This is a genomic window from Mesorhizobium sp. M0145 (assembly GCF_040322355.1).
Taxonomy (GTDB): Bacteria; Pseudomonadota; Alphaproteobacteria; order Rhizobiales; family Rhizobiaceae; genus Mesorhizobium.
In genome coordinates this window covers 29,983-55,021 of the sequence record NZ_JAMYTK010000018.1, presented here as the reverse complement: position 1 = coordinate 55,021, position 25,039 = coordinate 29,983, and the positions used below count along the sequence as shown (strand labels likewise).

Annotated in this window: 24 protein-coding genes; 23 read left to right on the top strand and 1 reads right to left on the bottom strand. The window is 56.5% G+C overall.

What is annotated here, in order from left to right:
• The first annotated feature begins 105 nt into the window (after positions 1-105).
• The 15 genes from NKJ28_RS23300 (at position 106) to NKJ28_RS23230 (ending at position 17,324) form a co-directional block, all read left to right on the top strand.
• Positions 106-696 (top strand): biotin transporter BioY, encoded by a 591-nt coding sequence (locus NKJ28_RS23300; protein WP_352637077.1) that lies wholly within the window; start codon positions 106-108, stop codon positions 694-696.
• Positions 697-1,141: 445 nt separating this feature from the next.
• Positions 1,142-1,732 (top strand): transcription termination/antitermination protein NusG, encoded by a 591-nt coding sequence (nusG, locus tag NKJ28_RS23295; protein WP_352637075.1) that lies wholly within the window; start codon positions 1,142-1,144, stop codon positions 1,730-1,732.
• A gap of 151 nt (positions 1,733-1,883) precedes the next feature.
• Positions 1,884-3,203, top strand: coding sequence for a UDP-glucose dehydrogenase family protein (locus tag NKJ28_RS23290; protein WP_352637073.1), 1,320 nt, complete (start codon positions 1,884-1,886; stop codon positions 3,201-3,203).
• A 218-nt stretch (positions 3,204-3,421) separates the two neighbouring features.
• The gene (locus NKJ28_RS23285) at positions 3,422-4,612 is read left to right on the top strand and encodes a sugar transferase (RefSeq protein WP_352637070.1); all 1,191 of its coding nucleotides are present in this window, start codon (positions 3,422-3,424) and stop codon (positions 4,610-4,612) included.
• A 103-nt stretch (positions 4,613-4,715) separates the two neighbouring features.
• Positions 4,716-5,810: a GDP-mannose 4,6-dehydratase gene (gmd, locus tag NKJ28_RS23280; protein ID WP_352637069.1), complete on the top strand. Its 1,095-nt coding sequence runs from the start codon at positions 4,716-4,718 to the stop codon at positions 5,808-5,810.
• Positions 5,811-5,832: 22 nt separating this feature from the next.
• Positions 5,833-6,600 carry a glycosyltransferase family 2 protein gene (locus NKJ28_RS23275; RefSeq protein WP_352637068.1) on the top strand — a complete coding sequence of 256 codons (768 nt, stop codon included), beginning with the start codon at positions 5,833-5,835 and terminating at the stop codon, positions 6,598-6,600.
• A 63-nt stretch (positions 6,601-6,663) separates the two neighbouring features.
• Positions 6,664-7,782: a glycosyltransferase family protein gene (locus tag NKJ28_RS23270; RefSeq protein ID WP_352637067.1), complete on the top strand. Its 1,119-nt coding sequence runs from the start codon at positions 6,664-6,666 to the stop codon at positions 7,780-7,782.
• A 45-nt stretch (positions 7,783-7,827) separates the two neighbouring features.
• Positions 7,828-9,000 (top strand): glycosyltransferase family 4 protein, encoded by a 1,173-nt coding sequence (locus NKJ28_RS23265; RefSeq protein ID WP_352637066.1) that lies wholly within the window; start codon positions 7,828-7,830, stop codon positions 8,998-9,000.
• Positions 9,000-9,599: an acyltransferase gene (locus tag NKJ28_RS23260; protein WP_352637065.1), complete on the top strand. Its 600-nt coding sequence runs from the start codon at positions 9,000-9,002 to the stop codon at positions 9,597-9,599. The genes NKJ28_RS23265 and NKJ28_RS23260 overlap by 1 nt, the downstream gene beginning before the upstream one ends.
• A gap of 179 nt (positions 9,600-9,778) precedes the next feature.
• On the top strand, positions 9,779-11,326 hold the full coding sequence (locus NKJ28_RS23255) for a lipopolysaccharide biosynthesis protein (protein ID WP_352637064.1): 1,548 nt from the start codon (positions 9,779-9,781) through the stop codon (positions 11,324-11,326).
• Between the two features lie 4 nt (positions 11,327-11,330).
• Positions 11,331-12,656 (top strand): polysaccharide pyruvyl transferase family protein, encoded by a 1,326-nt coding sequence (locus NKJ28_RS23250; protein ID WP_352637063.1) that lies wholly within the window; start codon positions 11,331-11,333, stop codon positions 12,654-12,656.
• Positions 12,653-13,825, top strand: coding sequence for a glycosyltransferase (locus NKJ28_RS23245; protein WP_352637062.1), 1,173 nt, complete (start codon positions 12,653-12,655; stop codon positions 13,823-13,825). The genes NKJ28_RS23250 and NKJ28_RS23245 overlap by 4 nt, the downstream gene beginning before the upstream one ends.
• Positions 13,822-14,574 carry a class I SAM-dependent methyltransferase gene (locus tag NKJ28_RS23240; protein ID WP_352637061.1) on the top strand — a complete coding sequence of 251 codons (753 nt, stop codon included), beginning with the start codon at positions 13,822-13,824 and terminating at the stop codon, positions 14,572-14,574. The genes NKJ28_RS23245 and NKJ28_RS23240 overlap by 4 nt, the downstream gene beginning before the upstream one ends.
• Before the next feature lie 168 nt (positions 14,575-14,742).
• On the top strand, positions 14,743-16,038 hold the full coding sequence (locus NKJ28_RS23235) for an O-antigen ligase family protein (RefSeq protein ID WP_352637060.1): 1,296 nt from the start codon (positions 14,743-14,745) through the stop codon (positions 16,036-16,038).
• Between the two features lie 305 nt (positions 16,039-16,343).
• Entirely contained in the window at positions 16,344-17,324 is a 981-nt protein-coding gene (locus NKJ28_RS23230; RefSeq protein WP_352637059.1) for a glycosyltransferase family protein, read from the top strand.
• A 73-nt stretch (positions 17,325-17,397) separates the two neighbouring features.
• Here NKJ28_RS23230 and NKJ28_RS23225 read toward each other — a convergent pair whose 3' ends face one another.
• Positions 17,398-18,258 carry a hypothetical protein gene (locus NKJ28_RS23225; RefSeq protein ID WP_352637058.1) on the bottom strand — a complete coding sequence of 287 codons (861 nt, stop codon included), beginning with the start codon at positions 18,256-18,258 and terminating at the stop codon, positions 17,398-17,400.
• Between the two features lie 353 nt (positions 18,259-18,611).
• On the opposite strand from NKJ28_RS23225, the gene NKJ28_RS23220 reads away from it, so the two are divergent.
• The 8 genes from NKJ28_RS23220 to NKJ28_RS23185 all read left to right on the top strand — a co-directional run bounded on the left by NKJ28_RS23220 (position 18,612) and on the right by NKJ28_RS23185 (position 25,023).
• A complete protein-coding gene (locus NKJ28_RS23220) occupies positions 18,612-19,436 on the top strand; it encodes a class I SAM-dependent methyltransferase (RefSeq protein ID WP_352637057.1) in 825 nt (274 codons plus the stop codon).
• Between the two features lie 4 nt (positions 19,437-19,440).
• Complete coding sequence (locus NKJ28_RS23215; protein ID WP_352637056.1) at positions 19,441-20,415, top strand: NAD-dependent epimerase/dehydratase family protein; 975 nt, start codon at positions 19,441-19,443, stop codon at positions 20,413-20,415.
• Positions 20,412-21,587: a glycosyltransferase gene (locus NKJ28_RS23210; RefSeq protein ID WP_352637055.1), complete on the top strand. Its 1,176-nt coding sequence runs from the start codon at positions 20,412-20,414 to the stop codon at positions 21,585-21,587. The genes NKJ28_RS23215 and NKJ28_RS23210 overlap by 4 nt, the downstream gene beginning before the upstream one ends.
• A 23-nt stretch (positions 21,588-21,610) precedes the next feature.
• Complete coding sequence (locus tag NKJ28_RS23205) at positions 21,611-22,084, top strand: hypothetical protein (RefSeq protein WP_352637054.1); 474 nt, start codon at positions 21,611-21,613, stop codon at positions 22,082-22,084.
• A gap of 325 nt (positions 22,085-22,409) precedes the next feature.
• Positions 22,410-22,892 carry a hypothetical protein gene (locus tag NKJ28_RS23200; RefSeq protein ID WP_352578540.1) on the top strand — a complete coding sequence of 161 codons (483 nt, stop codon included), beginning with the start codon at positions 22,410-22,412 and terminating at the stop codon, positions 22,890-22,892.
• Positions 22,893-23,041: 149 nt separating this feature from the next.
• Positions 23,042-23,299, top strand: coding sequence for a hypothetical protein (locus NKJ28_RS23195; protein ID WP_352637053.1), 258 nt, complete (start codon positions 23,042-23,044; stop codon positions 23,297-23,299).
• Between the two features lie 126 nt (positions 23,300-23,425).
• Positions 23,426-24,235 (top strand): tyrosine-protein phosphatase, encoded by an 810-nt coding sequence (locus NKJ28_RS23190; protein WP_352637052.1) that lies wholly within the window; start codon positions 23,426-23,428, stop codon positions 24,233-24,235.
• On the top strand, positions 24,235-25,023 hold the full coding sequence (locus NKJ28_RS23185) for a polysaccharide biosynthesis/export family protein (protein ID WP_352637051.1): 789 nt from the start codon (positions 24,235-24,237) through the stop codon (positions 25,021-25,023). The genes NKJ28_RS23190 and NKJ28_RS23185 overlap by 1 nt, the downstream gene beginning before the upstream one ends.
• The last annotated feature ends 16 nt before the right edge of the window (positions 25,024-25,039 follow it).

The following is a 25,039-nucleotide window of genomic DNA, read 5'->3' as shown; positions in this document are numbered from 1 at the left end:
GCGACCTTTTTTGGGGCGAGGGCAAAACCGATTGCCGCATAGCACGGAAGCCAATATAGGAAAACGCAAGGCCGCGTTCGGCGGCAATCCGGAACGGGGAAGACCATGGCAATTGCAACGACGATGCGTCCGCTCATTTCTCTCGCTTTGCCTGAAAGGGGCGCGGCCCGGCTGGCAGGACAGCTTTTGCTGGCGATCGCCGGAACGCTGCTGCTGATCTTGTCTGCCAAGACCAAAGTCATGCTCGGACCGGTCGATATCTCGATGCAGACGCTCGCCGTCTTCCTGATCGCTGCCTCCTTCGGCATGCGTCTCGGCGTCGCCACGCTGCTTCTCTACATGGCCGAGGGCGCATTGGGCCTTCCGGTCTTCCAGAGCACGCCCGAAAAGGGCATCGGTATCGCTTACATGCTCGGCTCGACCGGCGGTTATCTAGCCGGCTTCGTCGTCATGGCGGCGATCGTCGGCTGGGCTGCCGACCGTGGCTGGGATCGTCATCCTATCAAGCTCTTCAATGCCATGCTGGTGGCCGAGATCGTCATGATGGCAATGGGCTTTGCCTGGCTGGCGCTGTTGATCGGCCCGGAAAAATCCTGGCAGTTCGGGGTGTTGCCCTTTGTCGTCGGTGATCTGATCAAGGTTGCGCTGGCCGCGAGCCTGGTGCCGGCTGTCTGGTCGCTGCTGAAGCGGTCGTGAAGCCGGTCGAGCGGAACTGAAGTCAGAACGGAACTGCACGTTGCATCGCTGTCACCATGTTGTTGCCTGAACCCCATGACTCGATGGTAACCTGTTCTGCGCGACAATGGTTTTTCGCCGTAGTTGGTGTGGCCGTGTAGGATCTTTCTCGCTGGCGGCAGGCTTGTGCGCGACGCCATCCGTCACATTAGCTTCAAGTCGACGGACTAAGTACCAGAACCAACGGGCGATTCGTCACGACCAGCGTAACCAAGCACCTACGTATGGAAATAAATTGCTCGACATAGCATCTCAGCCAGCTGAAAAAGAAAGCGGCTCGATGATTATTTAGGCACAGCTAAATTTCTGGACAATGTGTAGGAAATTCTTAACCCAACGGCCTTGACTCTAGTGGCTTGGTTGCTTGCTGGTATCCACACACTGTCGTAACCGTTGACCTGAGATCATGCCGCCGACCGCCGAAGGAAGACACGTGAGTAGCGCGGAAAAAAGAACGAGCAAGGCGACCACCCTGTCGCCTGAGCCGACGGCCGCGCCGGCAACTCGCTGGTATGCGGCCAGCGTCTTTCCCGGGAAGGAGCATGTCGCGGAGCGGCATCTCCGGATCCAGGGATTCCAGCCCTTTGTGCCTCGCTGCGAGAAAACCGTGCGTCATGCCCGGCGGCTCGAAACACGAGTTGCGGCTTATTTCCCCGGTTATATGTTCGTCGCCATCGACATCGCGTCGCAACGTTGGCGCTCGATCAACGGAACGTTCGGTGTGCGTTCCCTCGTCACGCAAGGGGACCGGCCTTTGCCTGTCCCCTCCGGTCTGGTAGAGCGCTTCATTGCGTTGACCGGCAGGCACGGCCTGCTCGATTTCAGCGGCGGCCTCGCAGCCGGTGCTTCGGTTCGGATCCTTTCCGGCCCTTTCGCGGAAATGATCGGTCGCCTTGACCGGCTCGATCCAGCCGGAAGGGCTCGGGTTCTGGTTGCCATCATGAATGGCGAGATACCTGTCGACCTTGATGCCAGGGAGCTCGTCGCCATCGCATAGTCGTAAGCATCGAAGTGCGGCGAGGCGATGCAAATTGTTGTAGGATCGGCTCTCGGGTTTTCACCCGGGAGTGCGGTAGCCGTCTTTCGGTAGGGAGTGGGCGCTGTCTGGCGAGATCGTCTTATCGGCGCTGATTGAGAGAGTACGCGATATGCGGATAACAATGATTGGTGCCGGCTATGTGGGGCTCGTCTCGGGCGCCTGCTTCGCCGATTTTGGCCATCAGGTCTGCTGCGTCGATCGTGACGCGGAAAAGCTTGCCATGCTCAAACTCGGCAAGATACCGATCTACGAGCCAGGGCTCGACGACCTCGTCACGACCAACACCGCGCAAGGTCGCTTGCGTTTCGACGACAATCTGGCCGATGCGGTTTCTCAATCGGATGTCGTCTTCATCGCCGTGGGCACGCCGTCGCGGCGTGGCGATGGGCACGCCGATCTGTCCTTCGTCTACGATGCGGCCGCCGAAGTTGGCCGCGCGCTCAAGGGGTTTACGGTCGTGGTGACGAAATCGACCGTCCCTGTCGGTACCGGCGATGAGGTGGAACGGATCATCCGCGAGCAAAATCCCGCCGCCGATTTTGCGGTGGTCTCCAATCCGGAATTTCTTCGCGAAGGATCGGCAATCGAGGACTTCAAACGGCCCGACCGCATCATTGTCGGGACCGATGCCGAACGGGCCAAAGCCGTCATGGGCGAGATCTACCGTCCCCTCTCGTTGAATGTCGCGCCGATATTCTACACAAGCCGGCGTACGGCGGAGCTTACCAAATATGCCGGCAACGCGTTTCTGGCCATGAAGATCACCTTCATCAACGAAATTGCCGATCTCTGCGAGCGGTTGGGGGCCGATGTGCAGGACGTCGCGCGCGGCATCGGCATGGACAACCGCATCGGTGCGAAGTTTCTTCATGCCGGGCCAGGCTACGGTGGCTCCTGTTTCCCGAAAGATACGTTGGCACTGGTCAAGACCGCGCAGGACGCGGCAAGCCCCGTGCGGCTTATTGAAACGACGGTCTCGATAAATGACCAGCGCAAACGGGCGATGGCGCGCAAGGTGGTCGAGGCCTGCGGCGGCTCGGTTCGCGGCAAGACCATCGGTATCCTCGGCCTTACGTTCAAGCCGAACACCGACGATATGCGCGATGCTCCCTCATTGGCCATCATTCAGGCGCTCAAGGACGCGGGCGCTTCGATCAAGGCCTATGATCCGGTCGGCATGGAGCAGGCACGCAAGATGATCGAGGGCATTGCATTCGGGGAAAGCGCCTACGCGGTAGCTGACGGCGCGCACGCGATCGTCATCGTCACCGAGTGGAACGCGTTTCGGTCACTGGATCTGAAGCGGCTTCGTGCAGTCATGGCGACGCCGGTGATGGTCGACCTGCGAAACGTCTACCGCGGCGAGGACGTCGTGAAGGAAGGCATAGCCTATTCGAGCGTCGGCCGAGAGCGGCATCCTGTCCAGTGAGCGTCCAACAAGAGCCGACGGCAATTTTGAATCTTCGGGGTTAAACGTTCCTGCAGAGAACAAGGTAAGCAGGCAAAAAGCATTTGAAGAGACTTGGAATTCAGTAACTCGCAACAGAGATTTTGAACTTGAATATAGTGATGATGAATCGGCCAAGACAGCGCCACCTCGTGCACAGGGTCAGGTTTCAACTCCTGGGCGGTTTGGCTTTCGCAATCATGCTCCCTGTTCTTGTCAGGATTTTATTTGATCCATCAATTCTATATTATTCAAACCTGCAGATTACCATCTTCGCAGGCGTTATCGCGCATACAATAGGTTATTTTGCTTTTCGACGTATAGGGAATTTCCCGGGCATCGCGGCCTCGGGCTACATATTTCCGACATTTGCTTTTTCTTACGGGATTGTATATTTGGCGATTTTCCTGTTTAGGATTGAATATAGCGGTTTCCAGGCGGCCAGCAGCTTGACGTTGTCAATTCTCTGGTACTTTGTCTTGACCATCATAAGCCGGCGCCTTGACCCTTACAGTCTTGCTGTGGTTCCAGGCGGCGCCGTTGATCGCCTGGAGGAGATAGGCGGGGTAAACTGGCATTGGCTTGTATCCCCTGAAATGATCATTGAGCGCGTCAACGGCGTCGTTGCCGATCTGCGCGCTGATCTGTCCGACGATTGGGAGCGCTACATCGCCGACCGGGCGCTTGCGGGCGTTCCGGTCTACCATGTCAAGCAAATCACCGAATCGCTGACTGGTCGCGTCGAAATCGAGCATTTATCCGAAAACACGCTGGGCTCGCTTAATCCCAATCAGGCCTATATCAAGATCAAACAGGCGATTGACTGGGTCTGTGCGCTGTTGGCGCTGATCGTGCTGGCGCCCTTCCTGTTGTTGATAGCGATGATGATCAGGCTGGAATCTCCCGGACCCGCCATATTTCGACAGGAGCGCCTCGGTTTCGGCGGAAAGTCCTTCACGGTCTACAAGTTCCGGACGATGACCGTCAGTGAACCAGAGGCGGCAAACGTTCGCAGTCTGGCCGTCACCAAGCCGGGTGACAGCAGGGTTACCCGGCTCGGCCGCTTCCTTCGCAGAAGCAGAATTGACGAGTTGCCGCAGCTGATTAATATCGTTCGTTCGGAAATGAGCTGGATTGGACCTCGCCCTGAGGCGACAGTGTTGTCATCCCACTATTCGGTGGCGTTGCCATTCTATCGCTACCGAAACATCGTGCGCCCTGGTATCTCTGGATGGGCTCAGGTGAATCAGGGATATGTGTCGGAAGATGACGACGAGACCGAGAAGCTGCACTATGACTTCTATTACATCAAGAATTTCTCGCCGTGGCTTGATTTCGTTATCGTGCTGAGAACGCTAAAAACTCTGCTAAGTGGATTCGGATCTCGATAGAGACCGTTCTGAATTTTGGCTACCATCGAAATTTATCTGTCGAACACTGCGCCGGGATAATGCTTGGCGGGTAATGTTTTCTGAAGCTGCCGAAGGGTATGAAATGAGCCGAAAAACCGCGCTAATTACAGGCATCACCGGCCAGGATGGTGCTTATCTCGCAGACCTCCTGCTCGCCAAGGGATATGCAGTCCACGGCATCAAGCGGCGTTCGTCGTCTTTCAATACTGGCCGTATCGATCATCTCTATCAAGACCCGCATGAAACCGGCGTCAATTTTTCGTTGCATTATGGCGACATGACCGATGCGACGAACCTGATCCGCATAATCCAAGAAGTGCAGCCCGACGAGATCTACAATCTAGCGGCGCAATCGCATGTCCAGGTGAGCTTCGAGACCGCGGAATATACCGCGAATGCCGACGCGATCGGTACGTTGCGCCTTCTGGAAGCCATCCGGCTGCTTGGCCTGACAAAAAAGACGCGGTTCTATCAGGCGTCGACCTCCGAGCTCTATGGCAAGGTGCAGGAAGTTCCGCAGAAGGAAACGACGCCTTTTTACCCTCGCTCGCCCTATGCGGCCGCAAAGATCTATGGCTACTGGATCACGGTGAACTACCGCGAAGCCTATGGCATTCACGCTTCCAACGGAATTCTGTTCAACCATGAAAGCCCAATGCGGGGCGAAACATTCGTGACCCGCAAGATCACCCGAGCCGCCGCGGCTATGAGCCTCGGCCTTCAGGACAAGCTTTATCTTGGCAACCTGTCTGCCGAGCGCGATTGGGGACATGCGCGCGACTATGTCGAAGGCATGTGGAGGATCCTCCAGCAGGAAACCCCGGACGACTATGTGCTGGCCACAGGGATCAAGAACTCCGTTCGGAAATTTGTCGAACTCGCCTTTGCCGAAGTGGGGATTCGCATTCAATGGAACGGCTCCGGGGTCGACGAAAAGGGTGTCGATACGAAAACCGGCAGGATATTGGTCGAGGTCGATCCGCGCTATTTCCGGCCGACCGAGGTCGACCTGCTGCTAGGTGACCCTTCGAAGGCCGAACGGATCCTAGGCTGGAAGGCGACGACATCGCTTGATGAGATGGTGCGCGAGATGGTTCAATCCGACCTCAAGGTGGTGGCGCGCGAATTCGAGCATCGCCGGCTTGACGAAGAGCACAATCGCAAAGCGGCCCGATAGTCGCGACGAGTCCCCCGCGAACATGAGGATTTCCGTTCTAACGGTCTGCTGGAACTCGGCGGCAACAATTCGTCATACGCTCGACAGTTTCTTTGCCCAGGATCACCAGGACAAGGAACTGATCGTCGTCGACGGTGCCTCGACCGACGAGACGCTCACAATAGTTCGTTCCTATGCCGGGCAAGGATTGCAGATCATCAGCGAGCCCGACCGCGGCATGTATGACGCGTTGAACAAGGGGCTGGCACTTTGCACGGGTGAGGCGATCGGAGCCCTTAACGCGGACGACGCATTTCACGACGCTTCCGTGCTCGGCAAGATCAGCGAGGCGCTCGCTGAAAGCGATATTGTCCACGGCCACCTCGACTTCGTTGAAAACCATGAAAGCAAGCGAGTGGTCCGGCGCTGGCGAGCAGAATCAAGACCCCACGATGGGTTCCGCTCCGGCTGGATGCCTGCCCACCCGACCTTCTATGTCCGCCGCGCCGTTGCCGAAAAAAACGGGCCGTTCGACCTGTCACTCAAAGTCTCCTCCGACTACGACTGGATGCTGAGAGCCGTCGAGCTCCACGGATTCAGGATAGGGACAATCGATCAGGTCCTCGTCGACATGATGATCGGGGGAGCCAGCACAAGGAGCTTCCGTTCGCACCTTGGGCATAATCTGGAAGCGCTGCGTTCCCGACGCCGGTGGCTCGGATCAGGTCCGGTCGACTACGCGCTTATCGCAAAGCCGGCACGGAAGTTGGGACAATTCTTGTCCAAACAACCTCTCAAGTCCAAGGGATAGAGACCTGGCGGTGCTCGATAGGGGCGGCGTTTCATCGGACGCAGTGATGCGGGACGGTACGCCGTGAACGACAGCAAGCCGTCCAATGCAGATATCGGAAGTGCAGCAGAGCCTCGTCACCAAAGCATGGGAATCATATATGTGAAATCGGGTTCGGGACACAGGCAGTCTTATGCTGACCTGTTGGGACCGGTTTTGGGCTTGTCTCCTGTAATGGGGCCAATGTCACGGGCTCTTAAAAAAAGACTGCTGGCGGCCGATCGTCTCTTTTTTGCGACGCTCGATGACGACCTGGTTTCTTTTGCCTCGATAGCTCTTCGGCGGGCGGCTCTTGGCAGGGCGACTGTTGCATTGTTTTTAGGGCCGCAGTCCTGCTTCGGACCCTTCAACTTCAAGCGATTTCTTAAGAAAAGCATTTTTGTTGTTCTGAGGCTTGTGCCAAAGGTCACGGTCGCGAGTATCATACCTCTCAGTCTGGCTCCGGAATATGGCAGCGTTGTCGATGTCGGCCTTCACGATCCGCAGTGGTGGGACATGCACGACGGTCACGTCTTGAGGCAGCCCGGCCATACGCCAGTGGCGACTGAAGTCCACCGCCTGGCTGCCGGTCGGCCGATCGTCTGCTGGCTTGGTTCAGCCTCGGTGCACAAAGGCTTTGCCTTCATGGTGGAAATTCTCGAGGCCAATCCGGATATCGCCAAACGGGTGTATTTTATAAGCGCTGGTACGGCGAAATCGGAGCAGGCATTGGCTTCCCGGTTCAAATCGATGGGAGGAATGCATATTGACCGGCGGCTCACCGATGCCGAGTGGGAAAGCCTGTATGGTGTCGCCGACGCAGTGTGGGCCTGCTACGATCCGAGATACGATCAGGCGTCGGGAGTTTTTGGCCGGGCACTGCAATTTGGCGTTCCCGCGATTGTGCGGCGTGGCTCGTTGATCGAGACGGCAGCTCGGAAGTTCGCCGCTCCGGTCCATGCGATCGATTTTGGCGACTGTCACGCGGCTGCAACTGAGCTAAACAAGATTGCCAAGGCAGACCGGGGCACGGCGGCAACAAAAGAACGTGAGCAAAGGATAGGGTCGTGGCGCAGTGATTTCATCTCCTTCACGATGCGCGCCTTGGAAGGATCATGCATGCCAGCACCGGATTCTTCGAGGGAGCGGCATGACCAAGCCTGATACCCCATCTTATAACCCGGACCATGGCATTGTGGCTGCTCATAAATGGTGAAGAAAGTATTGTATTTCCATCATGCGACCGCCCTGGGAGGTGCGCCGAAGAGTTTGGCATTGTTGATAAAATCGTTGGATCGCAAGGAATTCTCTCCAATAGTGGCAATGCCGCTTCGCCCGGGGAATTCCGGCGTTCGCGAGTTATTCGAAGGTGCCGGGGCTGAGGTAATCGAGGAAAGGGACATTCGACCGTTCCATGGATCGACAGTCGCACCGTGCAAGGACGTGAAGTCGAAGATACACGCGATACTTTCCTTTCCGCTTCTCGTCGGATGCGCTAGAAAGCTTGTTCGTGATATACGGCCCGATCTTGTTCACCTGAACTCTACCTGCATGGTAGCGGCCGCCAAGGGGACGCATGAGGCCGATCCCTCGATCCCCGTCATTGCTCACGTTCGTGAACCGATCCTGCACAACTGGTGGGGCAATATTCTTCGCAGTTTGAATAAAAAGCACGTCGACTATTTCGTTGCTATCGACAAAGCAGGTCTGGATAGCGTCGGCGCTTCCGCTACCCCGGCATCGGTTGTCTACAATAGTGTCGATAGCAGTCTCTTCCGTACGCCGGACGAAGGCGTTGCTGAGTTGAGGCGGAAATTTGGATGGGGAGATGGCGATGTCATATTCCTCTCACTGTCACGAATTGCGGAGTCGAATGGCATTCTGCCGTTCGTACAGGCGGTCAACTCGCTTGAGACAAACCTTCCCGAATGCGCTCGGTTTGTATTTGCAGGTTTTGGAAAAAACCAAGAAGGCTATGGAAAAGCAGCATTGGAGGCGATAAACGCAAGCCGCCGGTGCAGCGCCATGCCATTCATAGATGACATCGTTCCCGTTCTCACGGCCAGTGACGTCGTAATTGCACCCTTTCTGACAAGTCACAGTGCTCGGTGCATTTTCGAAGGAGCATCGGCGGGACGCCCGGGCTTGGTGACCCGCTTGCCGAATTTGCTTGAGCTGATCGAAGAAGGTAGAACCGGCTTGAGTTTCGAAATGGCCTCTTCCGCCGGTCTTCTTGAGGCGATTGAAAAACTCTGCCGGCGCGATACCCGGCTCGCTATGGGACGGAGCGCACGCCAGTTCGCAATGGCCAGGTTCCACATCGATCAAAACGTCGCGGCAATTCAAATGGTTTATCGCGATCTGTCAGAATCAGGCCGTTGATGTCTCCCTTTAAGTTACTTGATCGAAGTGAGCGCCTGTTCTGGAATGCAATTGCAACGCTTCAGTTTGCGGTGAGGCGCAGGAAGAGGCCTCGTGGCTTGTCCGTGCTCGGGCCAATTGGGCTAGGAGGGGCGGGCGTCCTCGAGATCGGAGATCACGTAACTGTCGTCAGCAAATCCAGGTTCAATCGAGCCGGCATAAATCATCCCACTCAGCTGGTTGTTGGGTCGTCAGGAAGACTCTCTATAGGAGACAATGTTGGGATTTCTGGAGCGTCTATTTTTTGTGTCGAGAACATTGCTATTGGAAATAATGTTCTGGTCGGAGTGAATTGCAATATTTTCGACACCGACTTTCACGCCGTCGACTATCTGGATCGGCGGCAAGGGCGGGGTACTCTTTCCGGGCCAATCGTGATTGAGGACGATGTCTGGCTCTGCGCCAACGTGACCGTTCTGAAAGGGGTGAGGATTGGTGCACGCTCGGTCATTGCGGCCGGGAGCGTCGTCACCTCCGACATCCCGCCGGATTGCCTGGCTGGCGGCGTGCCCTGCAAGGTCATACGGTCCCTGGATACCCGCGCATGCGGGGTCGAGTGAATGATGAACTGTTTCCTCAACATCGCCCCGATGGCCGGCAACGGTTTGGTGATAACGTCCTGCATGACCATAGTATGTTGTTTCGTTAAAGGGGGCGGGCGAAGCAGATTGCGGCATATGCCACCTAGCTACGCGAATGGCCCCGTGACCAGCCGACAATTGCGCAGTGGGCTGTTATTGTGACGAAGGGCCCATCCGATCGTTCTGATACATCGATAGATTCAGCACTGTCTAATGAGCATTTAACGCGCGATCTCGGGAGACGCACGGCATCTGGAGGGATTATAGCCCTCTGCACCCAGGCTTTAATTCTTCTCACACAAGTCGGCTACATGGCGCTGATGGCACGTTTGCTCCAGCCCGATGACTTCGGTCTGGTGGCCATGGCAGCGTCCGCCACGGCGTTTGTCGGAGTCTTCGCCGACTTGGGTCTGTCGATGGTGACCATCCAGCGCAAGGAGGTTGATCATGACACCATCAGCGCTCTATTTTTCGTCAATCTTGGCGTCGGTTTCGCTCTCATGCCGCTGACATGGCTGATGGCGCCGGTCGCAACCTGGCTCTTTAATGACTCTCGCGTTTTTCACCTTATCCTGGTTCTGGCGGTAGCCATTCCGATCACTGCGACCGGTGCGCAGCACAAAGCGCTGTTGGTTCGCAACATGCGTTGGATGTCATTGCAAAGTGTGAATCTTGGCAGTCTCCTGTGTGGATTTGCTGTCGGTATTGCAATGGCATGGGGCTGGGATTTCAAATACTGGTCCCTCGCTGCGGCGACGCTCACCACGGCTTTGGTTGGCACGGTCGCCCAGTGGATGCTGTCACCTTGGCGTCCGACCAAGGTCGCGAATTGGAAAAATGCAAGATCGGCCATTAATTTTGGAATCCATTACAGTGGATCCCAATTCACAAATTACATCAACCGCCAATCTGACAATGTGCTGATCGGCTGGAAATCCGGTCCCGGCGAACTCGGATTCTACACCCGCGCCTATTCTTTGTTCATGTTGCCGATAACGCTCGTCAGTGGACCAATTGGCTCGGTTATCATTCCAATGCTGAGCCGACTCCAAACCCAGCCCGACAAGTGGGCTAGAACCTACCTCAGCGCTATGCGACTTACACTCATGATGAACACGATATTGTGTATCCTCATTACCATCAATGCGGAACAAATTGTAGCGCTCGTTTATGGAGAGAACTGGTCGAAGTCCGGTACTATTTTGATGGTACTTTCGTTGTCCCTCATTACGAGTATTTCCGGTCAGTTTGGTGGCTGGGCGCTCATCTCTGTGGGTCGAGCTCGCGAGCTATTTATATTTTCTATATTTTCGTCGGCTATTCGCTTTGCGGCCTTCTTATTTGCTGTTCAATGGGGTGCCTCTGGAGTTGCGCTTGCGTGGTCTATCACCTCATGGGTATTTACCCCAGTACTTTGGATTTATGCAACAAGAGATACAAAGCTTAGATTTGCGGACCTTATGAAGGCGGCGGGGCCCTTCTTCTTTGCTTATGTTGTGGTCGTCGCCTTGTTTCACTTTTCTGGGATTTCGTTCGGCCTCTCATCTGACACCTTATCTCTGCCAGCCGGGGGCAACATCGTGTTGAACTCGACCATCACGATCGCAATCTATGCAATTTTTGTCGTTGCTCCGTATCGTTTCGCCGGCTCCATGTTAGGGGACATGCGGCTTTTTCTGGATAAAGACGAACGTCAGAGGACCTAAATCGTTGAAAATAATTGTTGAAACAACGGTTTTTTTGAACGGCGGAGACGCCGCGATCCAAGTCGCAACAAAACGCATTCTCAGGACCGCGTTCGGAGACGATGTTGAGGTCGTTTTTGCGGACATGGACGAGAAAGTCGCTGCAAAGTATTATCCGGAAAGCAAATTTATTTGCTTTCCTTCCGCGCAGATTCGTAAGAGCATAGCTGTTCGATTGGTGAATAGATTGACCAAAGGACGGCTAGAGTTCAAGGTGATTTATTCGATTGTAATCGCAATGACTTTTGTTGAGCGGTATTTTCGATGGTTGAAATATCTTGGATATGGAGGAGCGGTGGCTCGGGCTTTGCGGGAATACATCGCCGCAGATCTTATTGTTTCGACGGGTGGCACGTACCTTTCAAAGAAACATCTGGGGTCGGTTGCACTCCGTCTGCCAGAATATGCGAGAGACATTTATCTCGGAAAGCCGCCCATTTTTTTCACGCAATCTATGGGTCCGTTTGGCGACGATCGCATTTTCGGCCGACTTGCGATCGTTCTGAGAAAAAGCCCACTCATACTGGTCAGAGACCAAAAATCCATGGCTTTTGCGAAAGAGCTCACCGGATACACAGGTAACATTGAGACAGTGGCAGACAGCGTTTTCGTTCTGACGGACCAGAACCAGATCGAGAAACGTCGCGCAGCATCGCGGGCTGCGACGCCGGGACGGCGGCCAAGGATCGCTGTTTCGGTGCGGCCATGGGCGGATTTCGGGGAACGAGGCTTGGAGGTTGGCCGAGCGAAGTACCACCAGTCGGTGGCTCGGGCCGCAGCGTGGCTGGTGGAGGAGGCTGGGGCCGAAGTGACGTTTGTTTCGACTTGTCAGGGGATACCCGAGTATCGTTTCAACGACTCGGATACGGCGCGAGATGTCTTGAAATACCTCCCAGATCACGTTCGAGACAGCGTAGTCGTCGATTCGCAGTTCAGGAACACTGAAACATTGCTTCGCAAGATCGATGAATTCGATGGCGCTATCTGCACACGCATGCATATGTGCATTCTGTGTCTGTGCCGCGGCGTTCCAGTCTTGCCGATTTGCTATGAGAGGAAGACCGCGGATCTTTTCCAGTCGCTTGATTTGCAGGAATACATAACTTTCATCGATAAGATTGAGCCGGATAGTTTTCGCGCTCTTGTCGAGCGCTGGTGGCAGGACCAGGAATCGATAACAGAAAAATCATGGCGGGGGACGCTTGAGTTGCGTGACAGTGCTCAATCCACTGTCGGTATTCTCAAAAACAGATTTGCACCGGTGGAATTGCAGCCGGAGACGGTGTCATGATTGCGGTTGTTTCGCAATTCTTCAACACGCCTTCCGAGACCTTTATCCGAGATCATGTTCGCCACCTTGCGCCCCGTGAGACTGTGCTCGTCTGCCAGGGCCCCGATGGCTCCGATCAGTTCGGCTATCCAGTTCTTTCCGGGGTTCCGGGGCCGTCGCCGCTTAGCCGGCTACCTGCCCGCGTCGCCAATGTGACGCGCCTATGCTGGCTTGCGTATGTCCGTGATGGGATGTCGAGGAGGGATGAAGACAGAGTTGTCGAATTTTTCAAGGCCCACAATGTGGAGGCCGCCCTTGTCGAGTATCTGACGATAGGTGCGCTGTTTGCCCCCGCTTGTCGCCGCGCCGGCGTGCGACTATACGCCCATGCCCATGGAGCGGATTCTACCGTGATGCCTAGGAAGCACTTGTGGCGACGTCGTTACCAACGTCTCTTCGCCAGCGCTGACGGCATCATCACGCCATCACGTTTCATCGCCAATCGCCTGCTTCAAATAGGCTGTCCGAATGAGAAACTGCATGTCAGTCCATGCGGAGTTTTGCCCGAGCGCTTCACATCATCGAAGCGCGAAAGCGGTCGGCTCCTTTTCGTAGGGCGGTTCGTTGAAAAGAAATCACCGCACCTGGTGATCGAGGCGTTCGCCCGTATCGCTTCAAGGTTTCCCGGGGTACGGCTTGACTTGGTTGGCGATGGGCCGCTCATGGCGCGATGCGAGGCATTGGTTAGGCAGGAAAACCTGTCGGACGCTATCGTCTTCCATGGCTATCAAAGCACAGAGTTTGTTCAAGGGATGATGCAGGACGCTGCAATCTTCGTGCAACATTCCGTGACGGCCCGCAACGGGGATATGGAAGGCCTGCCGGTATCGATCCTGGAGGCCATGGCAAGCGCGCTCCCCGTTGTGGCGACACGTCACAGCGGCATTCCAGAGGCTGTTGTCGATGGTGAGACCGGCATACTTGTAGACGAACACGATGTCGAAAGCACGGCAAAGGCGTTTGCTAGCCTCTTGGAAGAGCCTCGCCGTGCTGCCGAGATGGGGCATGCCGGGCGGCGGCGTGTGCTGGATCATTTCACGCAACGGCACACGCGCGATCGCCTTCGACATGCCATGATGCTGCCGGCCATGGCGAAACCTCTCGACTTCGCTGAAGGCCAGGTTCAATGAAGAATGTCGACCAGTGGAAGCCCACGAAGTTCGAACGAACGGATAAGGGCGTTTGGCGCTCGAATCGCAAGGAGGTACCGGCGCGGTCGCGCTTGATCGCCGATCGATTGGCGTCCGTCTATGCCACTGCGATCGCTACTCATGCTAAGGGCCGTCTCGCCGATCTGGGCTGTGGGGCGGTTCCGCTTTACGGGATCTACCGCGACTATGTCAGTGATGTGTTCTGCGTCGATTGGCCGGGCAGCACACATGGCACTGCCTATGTCGACCTGTTCGCGGACCTCAATGAGCAGTTGGTCCTGGAGAAAGGGAGTTTCGATACGATCATCGCCAGCGATGTTATCGAACATTTGCATACGCCGCAGGCATTGTTCGACAGTGCAGCCCGGGCCTTGAGGCCTGGCGGTAAGCTGATACTCGGCGCGCCGTTCCTTTACTGGCTGCACGAAGTCCCTCACGATTACCATCGCTACACCCGTTTTGCATTGGACCGGATGGCGGCGAAGGCTGGCTTAAGCACAATCGAGTTGTCATCCTACGGCGGCGTCACAGATGTTCTTTCCGATCTTGCCACGAAGGCGGTGTCAACTCGGCCCTGGATTGCCGATTCTGTCTACTGGCTTACCAGGCTGATGCGAGCGTTGCCTCCCGTCGAGAAATTAGGGCTGGCGACGCGCGAGAGCATGCCGATGGGTTATCTACTGGTAGCTGAAAAACCGTCAGCCCCGTCGGCTTCGGGGGGAAGCTAAAATGCACAACCGCCGAATACTGCGCCTCCGACCAGTGTCGTCGACAGCTGTCGGGCTCGATTCATCAACCGCAGAAGCGAGACGCAAACGTTCCGTTACTTGCATGGCGGACATTCAGAAATCGGTGTGGGCCAATCGCGTTAGGTTCGCCGCGGGAAGACTAGTCCCATGACTCAGAGAGCCAACACTCATTTCGACACATCGGCCGGGTTCGATCGAGGAGGGTTTCGCCGCCGATTTGCACATTTGAAAGGTTACGTTGACCGGCGCATTTTGTTTTCTCCTGCAATGGCGTTCGCGCTTGCAATCTGTGGCGTGTACGCTTTTGCTGGGTGGGTAAACAGGTTTGATCCAGAGGGAAGTACCGGGTCGATCCTGGTAAGGTTAGCCATCGTTCTGATAACGTTTGGCTCATATGTGCTTCTTCCGTCAAAATTGAGGTCGTCAACGGCCGCGCTTCTTCCAATGAAGCTCTTTTTTATTCTTTATCTGTGCAGACTTGTTGAAAATGTTTACTTATCTTCGATAAACATATCGCCTGGTCCTGTGATGGTATTCAGTGTTTACTTGGTATCTGGTGTCGGCGCTACGCTTATTATCGCATCGATGGATAGGGCCATAAGAAACACAGATATGATCCTCGTCATGAACGCGCTTTGCGTTATCTTTCTGATTGGGCTTTACCTCAATAGAGATGTGCTCTTCGCAGCCCAAGGCGAGAGGATGTCTATAGACAAAATAAACCCCATTGCGATGGGACATACAGCTTTCGCGTTTTTAATATATCTTTTTCTTGTCTTGGGAAAAACCAGAAAACTGACGATGCAAGCAATAATACTTGGTCCAATGCTATTGATGGTTGTTGTGTTTTCTAAGTCTCGCGGTGCCTATATTGCTGGCGCGGGGTCTCTATTGGTCTACATACTTTTGCTTAAAGGCTCAAAAAGAGTGTTCGCCGTTTTGGGAGCATTAGTTGTCGCCTTGGCAATTTTGGCGACCAGCGGCGTGGAGCTCATCGACGTTGTCATTGCGAGACTTCAGACGATCAACGTGGATGCCGATCAGTCCACAATGGTACGCAGCCAATTGTTCGCTGGAGCTTGGGGGCAGTTTCTAGAAAATCCTGTGTTCGGGCGTTATGCGGTCGAGATGCAGTTCAATTTCTATCCCCACAACATCTATCTTGAATCCCTGATGGCGATGGGCGCGCTGGGATCATTGCCGTTTGCGGCTCACATCCTCTTGGCGCTCAGATCGACGGTCGGTATCATTCGATCCGGCAAATTCCCGCTCGCTGCCGTTCTGACAGCGGTGCTATTCATCAGGGAAGCGATCGCGGGTATGGCAAGCGGCAGCCTATGGGGAAATTCAGTTTTCTGGGTCACCTCCGCTCTGACGATATCGTTTTGGTATGGATATCAGGGATTCCTTGCCAAAGCTCGCAATGCGGAGAATCGAGCTTAGTAGGAGTCGGTTGTCCCGCCGTGATAGGAATCGTGGCACGGGGTTGTCCTCCTAATTCGATGGGCTTTAGCGTTGGTCGCCTTCGAACTCCGCCCCGATTGGGTGTAGGCGAGTCGTGCCGCTCGTCCACAGGACGTCACCGAATCGGCAGATGGCGGATAGTTGTCAGCGCTCCACACCTCCAGACCAAACTCCAACAGGGACCAGCCATGCGTATTTTTCAAAATTCTGGGATCTCGACAAGCTATCGGGCCAGACTAACTGGGCTTGTGGAGGGAGTTCGCGGGTTCGAACCTCAAAGAGACGTGTTTTTGAACGATCGCTACGGGGCGTCGCATATTCTGTTGCCGGCGCTCGCCGGCAGCCCGGAAGCCTTTTTCACGAACGGAGATGACGAATCGCTGCAGCGCGCATGGGCGATCGAAAACGGGCTGGGCGAAGACGCATCGCTAGCCGATATCCTTCTTGCGCAGATCGAGCATCACAAGTCCGACATCTTCTACAATCTTGATCCATTTCGTTACGACGGCTCTTTCGTGCGTCGGCTGCCGGGGCATGTGAAGCGAAAGATTGCCTGGCGCGCTGCGCCTGGCAGGATCGATTTTTCGGGATATGATCTCGTCGTTTGCAATTTCCCCTCAATGCGAAGACTCTGGGAAGAGCAGGGCGCCAAGACGGCTCACTTCTTTCCCGCCCACGATCCGGAGCTCGATGCCATATCCGCAAACCGGAGCAGGGATGTCGATGTGCTCTTCTTCGGCGGCTACAGCCGCCATCACCAGCGTCGGCGACAGATTCTGGAAACCGTCGCACGACTGTCCGACCGCCGTAAGGTCGTTTTCCATCTGGATCTGTCGCGCTATACACCGCTCGCCGAGACACCGCTTGGTTGGTTCGGCCCTTTGCGAGCGGTCCGCCGGCCGAGTGTGATTCGTAGCGTCAGTGCGCCCCCGGTATTCGGTCGCGCCATGTATGCCGAACTCGGAAGGGCGAAGGTCGTGGTGAACGCCTCGATCGATATGGCGGGCCCGGACCGCGGCAACATGCGCTGTTTCGAAACGATGGGTGCCGGCGCGTTGCTGATTTCTGATGCGGGCAACTATCCCGCACCGATGCGCAATGGAGAAACCTTGGTGGTGTATGACCAGCCGCAGGAGGCATCGAAGGCAATCGAACGTCGGCTGGACGACGGAAGCTGGGACACGATCGGTTGGGCCGGCAATCGCGCCATTCGTGAGGAGTACAGCAAGAAACGCCAGTTTGAGCGGTTTCTCGAATTGGTATAGCGGACGATTTGAACCTTCGTCGTAGTTTGGCGCCAGCCCGACCACTCCCTCGGCCTAAGTCAAACGGGTCAGCCTAGCGAATCTTGCCCTGCTCTCGAAGGAATCTCAAGGTAGCCTGCCACCACTCCGCTTTTTCTTCCCATTTCGCGGGCCCATCCCGTGGACCGCCACGCATCGTGCCCCAGATCACGATTCCGTCGGCCAGCCTTCTGCAGGTGTCCAGTTGAGCATACCAGAGGTCGCCTGGCAGGAAGGCAACGGTCTTGTGAAACTGAGGCCATAGGAAGCAATAGATCGGCTTCCCTTGTGCAATTCTTCGCGCTTCGCCGATATTCGCTTGCGCGTAGGCAAGCCAGGCATCCTTGTCGCCGTAAAAGGTGTAAAGAGAGGGAAAGAGCGCATCGACGTAAGGGACGAGAGAGGACGCAACAACGGTGTTTTGCTGTTTCCATTCGTCCAGCGCCGCGGCCCCCTCGTGGCCGATCGCTCTCCAATGATCCCTGATCGGCAAAACGCTATAGAGCCCGATCTTGACGTTCGGGTCAGCTTTTTTGAACGCGCCGAGCGTCTTCTGAAATTTCGCGAGCGACGATGCCTGGTCCGGACCTTCCAAGGGCCAGCTTTCGATGTCGATATTGAGATATTCATTGCTCCTGGGCAAAGCCAGCGCTTGCCGCACCTGGCCGGCATCAGGAACGTCCGGTCCGAGAACATGAGGGTCGGCTATCGTAAGGTGTTCGAAACCAAACGCCTGGAAATCAGGCCCGCCAATGAACCGCATAGCCTCGAAAAGCTTGAACGGTACGCGCGTCTGCGACGTCGCGGGCAATACGCCGGCCAAAAGGCACATCACACAGAATGCTGTGTTGAAAGACATGATGTTCGGTATCCGGCGTCGCCAGCTGGCGAATTTTTGCACGGCCGAAATTTGCACAGTTTGAATTCCTTACAAGCTGAACTTGACGAGTCAAGAAACGGTAGCGTAGCTGGGAGCTTGGGACAACATCCTAACGGAAGCGTGATCGGCGCGCAGTTGCAAGGCGATAGAGGAGGGGCCGTGCTTCTTTTGGAGCTTGGTCATCCCTCTGAAACAAGGGACCGGCGAAGCATGAGATCCTATGACCAAGGCGCCATCAGGCTCCTCAATCCAAATTGGCGATGCTTGTTGTGGGCGCATCTGACGGGGAGATTGAGATCCTCTTGACCATGAATCCAGCTTACGCATTTGTTGCTGGGATCCGCCCCACGTGATCCGATAGATGGTTTTTCCCCATGCCTGAAACGGCCATGACCTGGGAAGACGCCGTTCGCTGGTGTATGAGCGAGCCGTCGATGAAAGAGCTTGCCCGCGCCGCCTATTTCGATGATCCGGTCATCGCGGCGCGCCGTTATCACGAAAGTGCGGAGTTTCAAGCGGTTCGCAGCATGATCCCGCACAAGGCGGGCCGTGCTCTCGATCTCGGCGCCGGCAATGGCATCCTCTCCTATGCCCTGGCGCGCGAGGGCTGGTCGGTAACCGCTGTCGAGCCCGATCCCAGCGCGCTTGTCGGTGCTGCAGCAATACGGACGCTTGCCGAAAAGACAGGCATGCACATCGATGTGCTCGAAGCCTTTGGTGAAGCTATTCCGTTGTCCGCGGCGGGCTACGATCTGGTCGTTGCCCGGCAAGTGCTTCATCATGCGCATAACCTACCGGCATTCTGCCGCGAAGTTGCGCGGCTCTCACGCGACGGCGCGACGTTCCTGTCCTTGCGCGACCATGTGATTTCCGGACCGAAACAACTGGAGCCGTTTCTGCGTGCTCATCCGCTGCATCATCTCTACGGCGGAGAGAATGCCTTCACGCTGGTGGATTACCGCGCTGCGTTGCAGGAGGCAGGACTGACGATCAATAGCGAAATGAATTCTTTCCAATCGGTTGTGAATTATGATCCGATGACAACATCCGAAATTCGCGAGAGGCTCGCCGGAGTCTTCGGCCCGCTGTCGGGGCTCGTCCGCCTGGCCTTGTCCCCTCTGCCCTTCGGTGCCGTTGCCGGAGTAGCAGCCCTGCTTGACCGCCGGCCCGGGCGCCTGGTGTCGTTCCTTTGCCATAAGCAAGGGAAGGGCTGATTTGGTGGTGCAGCTGAAAGAGGCAAAGCCTGTTTGGGTGACTGGAGCCGGCGGCTTCATTGGCCTGCACCTGTCACGATTTCTTGCCCAGGAAGGCCATCATGTCCTCGGCTTCGGCCGAAGCGAAGCGCCTGGGTTCGCGGCGGCCACTGCCGGCGTATTCTTTTCGGGCGGCGTGACTGCAGAAACGATGAATGCGGCCTCGGCCGGATACGGCCGTCCGGCGGCTGTATATCATCTGGCAGGCGGCTCTACGGTCGGCCAGTCGATCGCTGATCCGCTGAAGGATTTTGAACAAAGCGTCGTGTCCGCGGCTTGCGTCCTCGATTTCCTGCGTCGTCACGCACCCGATGCCCGCGTCGTTCTGGCATCCTCCGCTGCCGTCTATGGCGGCGGCCATTTCGGCCCGATCAGGGTCGATGCCGCACTCGATCCATACTCACCCTATGGCCATCACAAGCGCATGGTGGAGGAACTGGGCCGATCATTTAGTACCGCATACGGTCAGCCGATCTCGGTGGCCCGGCTTTTCTCCGTCTATGGCGAGGGACTGCGCAAGCAGCTGCTCTGGGACCTCTGCGGCAGGCTCGCGGCAGGCGAAACCGACATTGTGCTTGGTGGTACTGGCGCGGAAATGCGGGACTGGCACCATGTCTCGGATGTCGTGCGATTGATCCATCGCGTCTTGCCTGCCGATGCAGCGCGCTTCGCGGTCTATAATGTCGGCGCCGGCGCCGCTGCGTCCGTCAGGACAATTGCCGGTATGGTTTTGGAAGCCTGGGGAGGCAAGCATCGCCTCTCGTTTTCAGGAGAGTCCCGGCGAGGCGATCCTGTCAACCTGATCTCCGATCCATCCGGCGTCCCGGAAGGGTTTCGGTTGCAGGTGCTGCCCAGCAAGGGCATTGCGGGATATGTCGATTGGTACCGCGCCGACATTCTCGGCGAGCGGGTCGGCGATTTGCGACGCTTCGCGCTTTGATCACCATCGGCTTCACGCTCATTGGCCGCGGAACCTGGTCCGGTGGCGAGTCCTATCTGCGCAACATGTTAGGCGTCATCGCCTCCGAGTTGGGCGGCAAGGTTCAGGCGAAGCTGTTTCTGACGCCCGAGCAGCATGCGGGCGTTGGCGCATCCTTTGATCACCTGTTGGCCGCGCCGGCTATTGTCGACAACCGGGTCACGGGCGCCGGGCTCGGCAAGCGAGGGCTGACCGCGCTCGCTGGTGGAAGTGACCGCGCTTTTGCCGATCTGGTCGCCAAGCACGCTGTCGATCTTGTGTTTGAAGTCGCTCAGTGGTTCGGCAACCGATTTCCGCTGCCGGTGATTTCCTGGATTCCGGACTTCCAGCACCGTCGCCTGCCGCACCTCTTTCCGCGCAGCGCCTGGTGGCGCAGAGATCTTGGTTTCCGCCTGCAGACGTCCGGCAATCGAACCATAATGCTCTCGAGCAAGGATGCGCTCGCCGACTGTGAAACATTCTATCCGGCCTCGCGCTGCAAGACCGCCGTCGTGCGCTTCGCCATCGATCTCGATCCAGGCGCCGTCATGGCGCGCACCGAAGCAGCACGCCTGGCGCACGATCTGCCCGAGCGCTTCTTTTTCCTGCCCAACCAGTTTTGGATTCACAAGAATCACGGACTGGTCGTCGAGGCGTTGAGGCATATAGACCGGCTTGGGGCGTTGGGCTCATTGCCGCCGATAATCCTCACGGGGCGCACGACCGACCCGCGCGACCCGACATTGTTCAAGCGTCTGATAGGCCTTGCGCAAACGTATCGGGTTGAGAGCCATTTTCGACACCTCGGATTGATTCCCTATGACGATGTCGTTGCCCTGATAGGTGCAACGGACTGTCTGATAAACCCGTCCCATTTCGAGGGGTGGTCGACCACCGTTGAAGAGGCGAAATCGCTGGGCGCGCCCATGTTGCTGTCCGACATCCGGCTGCATCGCGAGCAGGCTCCGGACGCGCTCTTCTTCCCGCCTGACGACGCGGAAGCCCTGGCGCTGCGTCTGCTCGAAATCGGGCAGCGCCCACGCTTTGTCCGCGACAGCATCGCCGTGTTGCAAGGCCGGCAACAGGTCCGCCGACGGGACTATGCGGCAGCACTCCTTGCCTTGTTTGAGAAGACCAACACTGCCGCGCATTGATTATTGAATGGGGAGTAGGGCTTTTGTCGATCGGGAAGGTAACAGTACTTGCGTTCATAGCGCTGGCGTTTGTGGGCGGCTTTCTTTTCATCATCGTCAACAAGGGAACGAGTAGGTACGCGCCGGCGCCGAAGCCGGTGGCAGTTCTCACACCCTTCGATGGCAAGCTTACTGTCCAATCGATTGACGATCTGCGCGTCGCCGGCCGCAAGATCGTGCTGTGCGGCGTCGCATTTACCAGGCCCCAATCCATGCGCGCCATGGTCACCGAAGCCGCGCGCCGGGACTATCAAGGGCTCGCCTTGACGTGCAAGCCCGTCGGCACGGGGACCCCGTGCGACGGCAACGTCGCGCCAAAATTCGGTGACGCCGTCGTGGTGCAATGCCTCACCTCTGGCGGCACGGATCTGGCTGCAAAGCTCGTCGAGGCCGGCATCCTGTGCGGGCAGCCCGCGCAGGCGGGCTCGACCTACAAGTCTTGCGTGCCAGGCTCGTAGCTCCTGCTCGAACGCAAAAAGGCCGGCTGGATAATATCAGGCCATGGTCGACTGCAAGACCCTGCGCAAAGCATTGGAACGATGGCGATGTCAGCGGGCCACAATGAAAGCAGATCTGCCCCTGGCAACGCGCTTTATTGCGGCCGGCTGTAAAGATCATACATTTCGACACTCTAATGGTGTGTTCAATCAACCACACCGAAACCAAAAATTATCTCGCATCTGCGAAACGGGTTGGAATTGGCGCAGAAAGCTGTTACGCGCTTTTGAGTACCTTAGCGGTTGGGTGGGCCTCAGGTAACGTGGGACAGAAGGATTGATGCGGATGAACCTAGTTTTGAAAAGTGCGTTGGCCGGAGTTGTTGTGTTGGCCGGCTTCGCCCCGGTGTCGTCTTTCGCGCAGGATGGGTCGTGCACCTGTGCAACCGCCTATAACGGCGTAAATCCGATTGGATCGCTCGGCAGCGTCAATGGCGACGTGATGATCTCGCAGGTGGCTGGCTATGGCCCGGCGCAAGCGGGCGGCGCGCTTGATTTCGGCAGCCGTGTCGTGGTTGGCTCCAAGGGCTCGGCTTCGGTTCAGGTTGGTGGCTGCAACGTGAGCGTCCCGGCGAATTCGACGCTCGATATCTCGCGTGTCGAGAATAAGATCTGCCTCAATGTCTTGGGTTCTGAGAAGACCGCCCAGACGGGCAATACCAACAGCACCAACTACACGCCGGCCCTTATTTTTGGCGGCATGGCTCTTGGGGCTGGTGTTCTGGCTGCAACGGCGGACAAAGATCACGGCCACGCCGTTAGCGACTAAGTTGACCGCGTAGTAAATAAGGCAACGGCAGCAGAGGCGTGTGGCGCTTCTGCTGCGTGTCTATTGTTGGCGACAGGACGGCCCTGGCGTGTATGCTGGTGTCGTAGCCGGTGTATCAGCCGGATCGCTTAGGCCAAGGTGACATGCGGATGCCTGAGGCTAGCGAACATGCCGGGATGAAGGGCGAAATTCCGATCTATCCAGCCAACATGGCCGAATCGCAATCGTCCGATTCGCCGTTATGCGTCGGTGTGAATTGCAGTTTCGACATTCCGGCGGCGGTTAAAGTCGATCCCGGGAAAGGCGGCATGTGCGTAGTGCTGGACACATCGGGACTTCGCCTTGCGCCAACTCTGTTGGGTGGCGCTGTTGTCGGCCTGTGTGATGACAACTCTCTCAGCCAGTAGCTGGAGCCTAGGCTTCATCGCATCGCATGAGCTTGACACATGCGCCACTCGCTGTACGGCGGGTGACGCATTTATGTGTTTTTGGGATGACGTCGCTACATTGCTTTGTTGCAGTCACAAACGCCTATGATCGATCTGCATTCCCATATCTTGCCGGGCCTCGACGACGGCTCACCCAGTCTTGCTGAATCGCTGGAAATGGCTCGATTGGCGGTGGCCGACGGAACGACCCACATGGCGTGCACACCGCACGTGACTCCCGGTGTTTACGAAAACGGAACATCGAACATTGTCCGGGCGGTTCAAGAGTTGCACCAGGCGCTGCGCCGCGCCGCCATACCACTTGCTCTCTACGTCGGCGCCGATGTTCACATAGCACCGGATCTTCCGGATCAATTGGCATCTGGCAGCGTCCCGACCTTAAACAGGTCCCGCTATTTTCTGTTCGAACCGCCTCATCATGTCCTGCCTCCACGAATGGAGGATCTTGCCATACGCCTCATAAACGCCGGGTTCATCCCGATTCTTACTCACCCCGAGCGTTTGACCTGGATCAAAACGAACTACGACGTTATCGAGAGGTTGAATGCAGTGGGCTGCCTTATCCAGCTTACCGCAGACTCGATTGTTGGTGCTTTTGGACGCACGGCGCTTTATTATTCGGAAAAGCTGATTGACGAGGGCAGGGTGGATATCATCGCATCGGATACGCATAGCGCTACCCGCCGCCGTCCTGGGCTTTCGCAGGCGGTTGCTGCTGCCGCCAAGCGATGCGGGGAAGACGAGGCCCGCAACATGGTGTTGAAACGTCCAGGCGAAATATTGGCGAACCGGCCCATCGAAGCGGTCGGAAAAGCACGTCCGAACAAAACAAACGCTGGCAATGCTGGCCGCTTTGGAGGTTTGGGCCGCTTGTTTAAGGGCGGGACAGCGTAATGGGAATTTTTCGTTTTGCAGAAGGCCACATAAACACGAGACTCGTCGTGCTTGCTTCACTTGCAATATCGGCATGCACGAGCACCTCGTCGACGACACCTTCTTCATCGAGTTCGGTCGATGCGCTGCAATTGACGTCATCGTCGACGCCGCTTTCGGGCGGCGGCGCTCTGCAAGTGGTAAAAGACCTGCCCGCGCCGGCAAACACCCAGAACGGTAGCGAGCAGCCATTGTCTCCGAACGATGTGCTCGAGGTGAATGTGTTCCAGGTCGACAATTTGAACAGAACAGTTCAAGTCGATGCTAGCGGGCAGATTTCGCTTCCGCTTATCGGAACGATTACCGCAGCGGGAAAAACCGTGCGTCAGTTGGAGCAGGAAGTCGAAACCGCCTACGGCGCCAAATACCTGCAGTCGCCTGACGTGACGATTTTCGTCAAGGAATCGATTGGACAGCGCATAACCGTCGATGGCGAAGTCAACAAGGCTGGCATTTATCCGGTGTCCAGCAATTCTTCTCTCATTGATGCGATCGCCCTTGCAGGAGGGTTCAATAACATTGGGGATGCAAAAAAAGTCTTTGTCTATCGCAATATCGGTCCAAACACATTGGTAGCTAATTACAATGTGGAGCAGATTCGTGGTGGCAAGAGCCGGAATCCACGCATCTATGGTGGCGACAAAATTGTGGTCTTCGCATCGAAATCGAAAATTGCGATGGCCAACCTCAAGGACGCCCTCGGTGTCGCCTCAAGTGCAGCTCGAATTGCCGTGATCCCGGGACTATAGATAGCGGCCGGTCAGA

Bases quoted from the DNA above. Each gene is read 5' to 3' on its own strand.
- NKJ28_RS23300 (WP_352637077.1), top strand. From the start codon at position 106: ATGGCAATTGCAACGACGATGCGTCCGCTCATTTCTCTCGCTTTGCCT.
- nusG (WP_352637075.1), top strand. From the start codon at position 1,142: ATGCCGCCGACCGCCGAAGGAAGACACGTGAGTAGCGCGGAAAAAAGA.
- NKJ28_RS23290 (WP_352637073.1), top strand. From the start codon at position 1,884: ATGCGGATAACAATGATTGGTGCCGGCTATGTGGGGCTCGTCTCGGGC.
- NKJ28_RS23285 (WP_352637070.1), top strand. From the start codon at position 3,422: ATGCTCCCTGTTCTTGTCAGGATTTTATTTGATCCATCAATTCTATAT.
- gmd (WP_352637069.1), top strand. From the start codon at position 4,716: ATGAGCCGAAAAACCGCGCTAATTACAGGCATCACCGGCCAGGATGGT.
- NKJ28_RS23275 (WP_352637068.1), top strand. From the start codon at position 5,833: ATGAGGATTTCCGTTCTAACGGTCTGCTGGAACTCGGCGGCAACAATT.
- NKJ28_RS23265 (WP_352637066.1), top strand. From the start codon at position 7,828: ATGGTGAAGAAAGTATTGTATTTCCATCATGCGACCGCCCTGGGAGGT.
- NKJ28_RS23260 (WP_352637065.1), top strand. From the start codon at position 9,000: ATGTCTCCCTTTAAGTTACTTGATCGAAGTGAGCGCCTGTTCTGGAAT.
- NKJ28_RS23245 (WP_352637062.1), top strand. From the start codon at position 12,653: ATGATTGCGGTTGTTTCGCAATTCTTCAACACGCCTTCCGAGACCTTT.
- NKJ28_RS23240 (WP_352637061.1), top strand. From the start codon at position 13,822: ATGAAGAATGTCGACCAGTGGAAGCCCACGAAGTTCGAACGAACGGAT.
- NKJ28_RS23235 (WP_352637060.1), top strand. From the start codon at position 14,743: ATGACTCAGAGAGCCAACACTCATTTCGACACATCGGCCGGGTTCGAT.
- NKJ28_RS23220 (WP_352637057.1), top strand. From the start codon at position 18,612: ATGACCTGGGAAGACGCCGTTCGCTGGTGTATGAGCGAGCCGTCGATG.
- NKJ28_RS23200 (WP_352578540.1), top strand. From the start codon at position 22,410: ATGAACCTAGTTTTGAAAAGTGCGTTGGCCGGAGTTGTTGTGTTGGCC.
- NKJ28_RS23195 (WP_352637053.1), top strand. From the start codon at position 23,042: ATGCCTGAGGCTAGCGAACATGCCGGGATGAAGGGCGAAATTCCGATC.
- NKJ28_RS23190 (WP_352637052.1), top strand. From the start codon at position 23,426: ATGATCGATCTGCATTCCCATATCTTGCCGGGCCTCGACGACGGCTCA.
- NKJ28_RS23185 (WP_352637051.1), top strand. From the start codon at position 24,235: ATGGGAATTTTTCGTTTTGCAGAAGGCCACATAAACACGAGACTCGTC.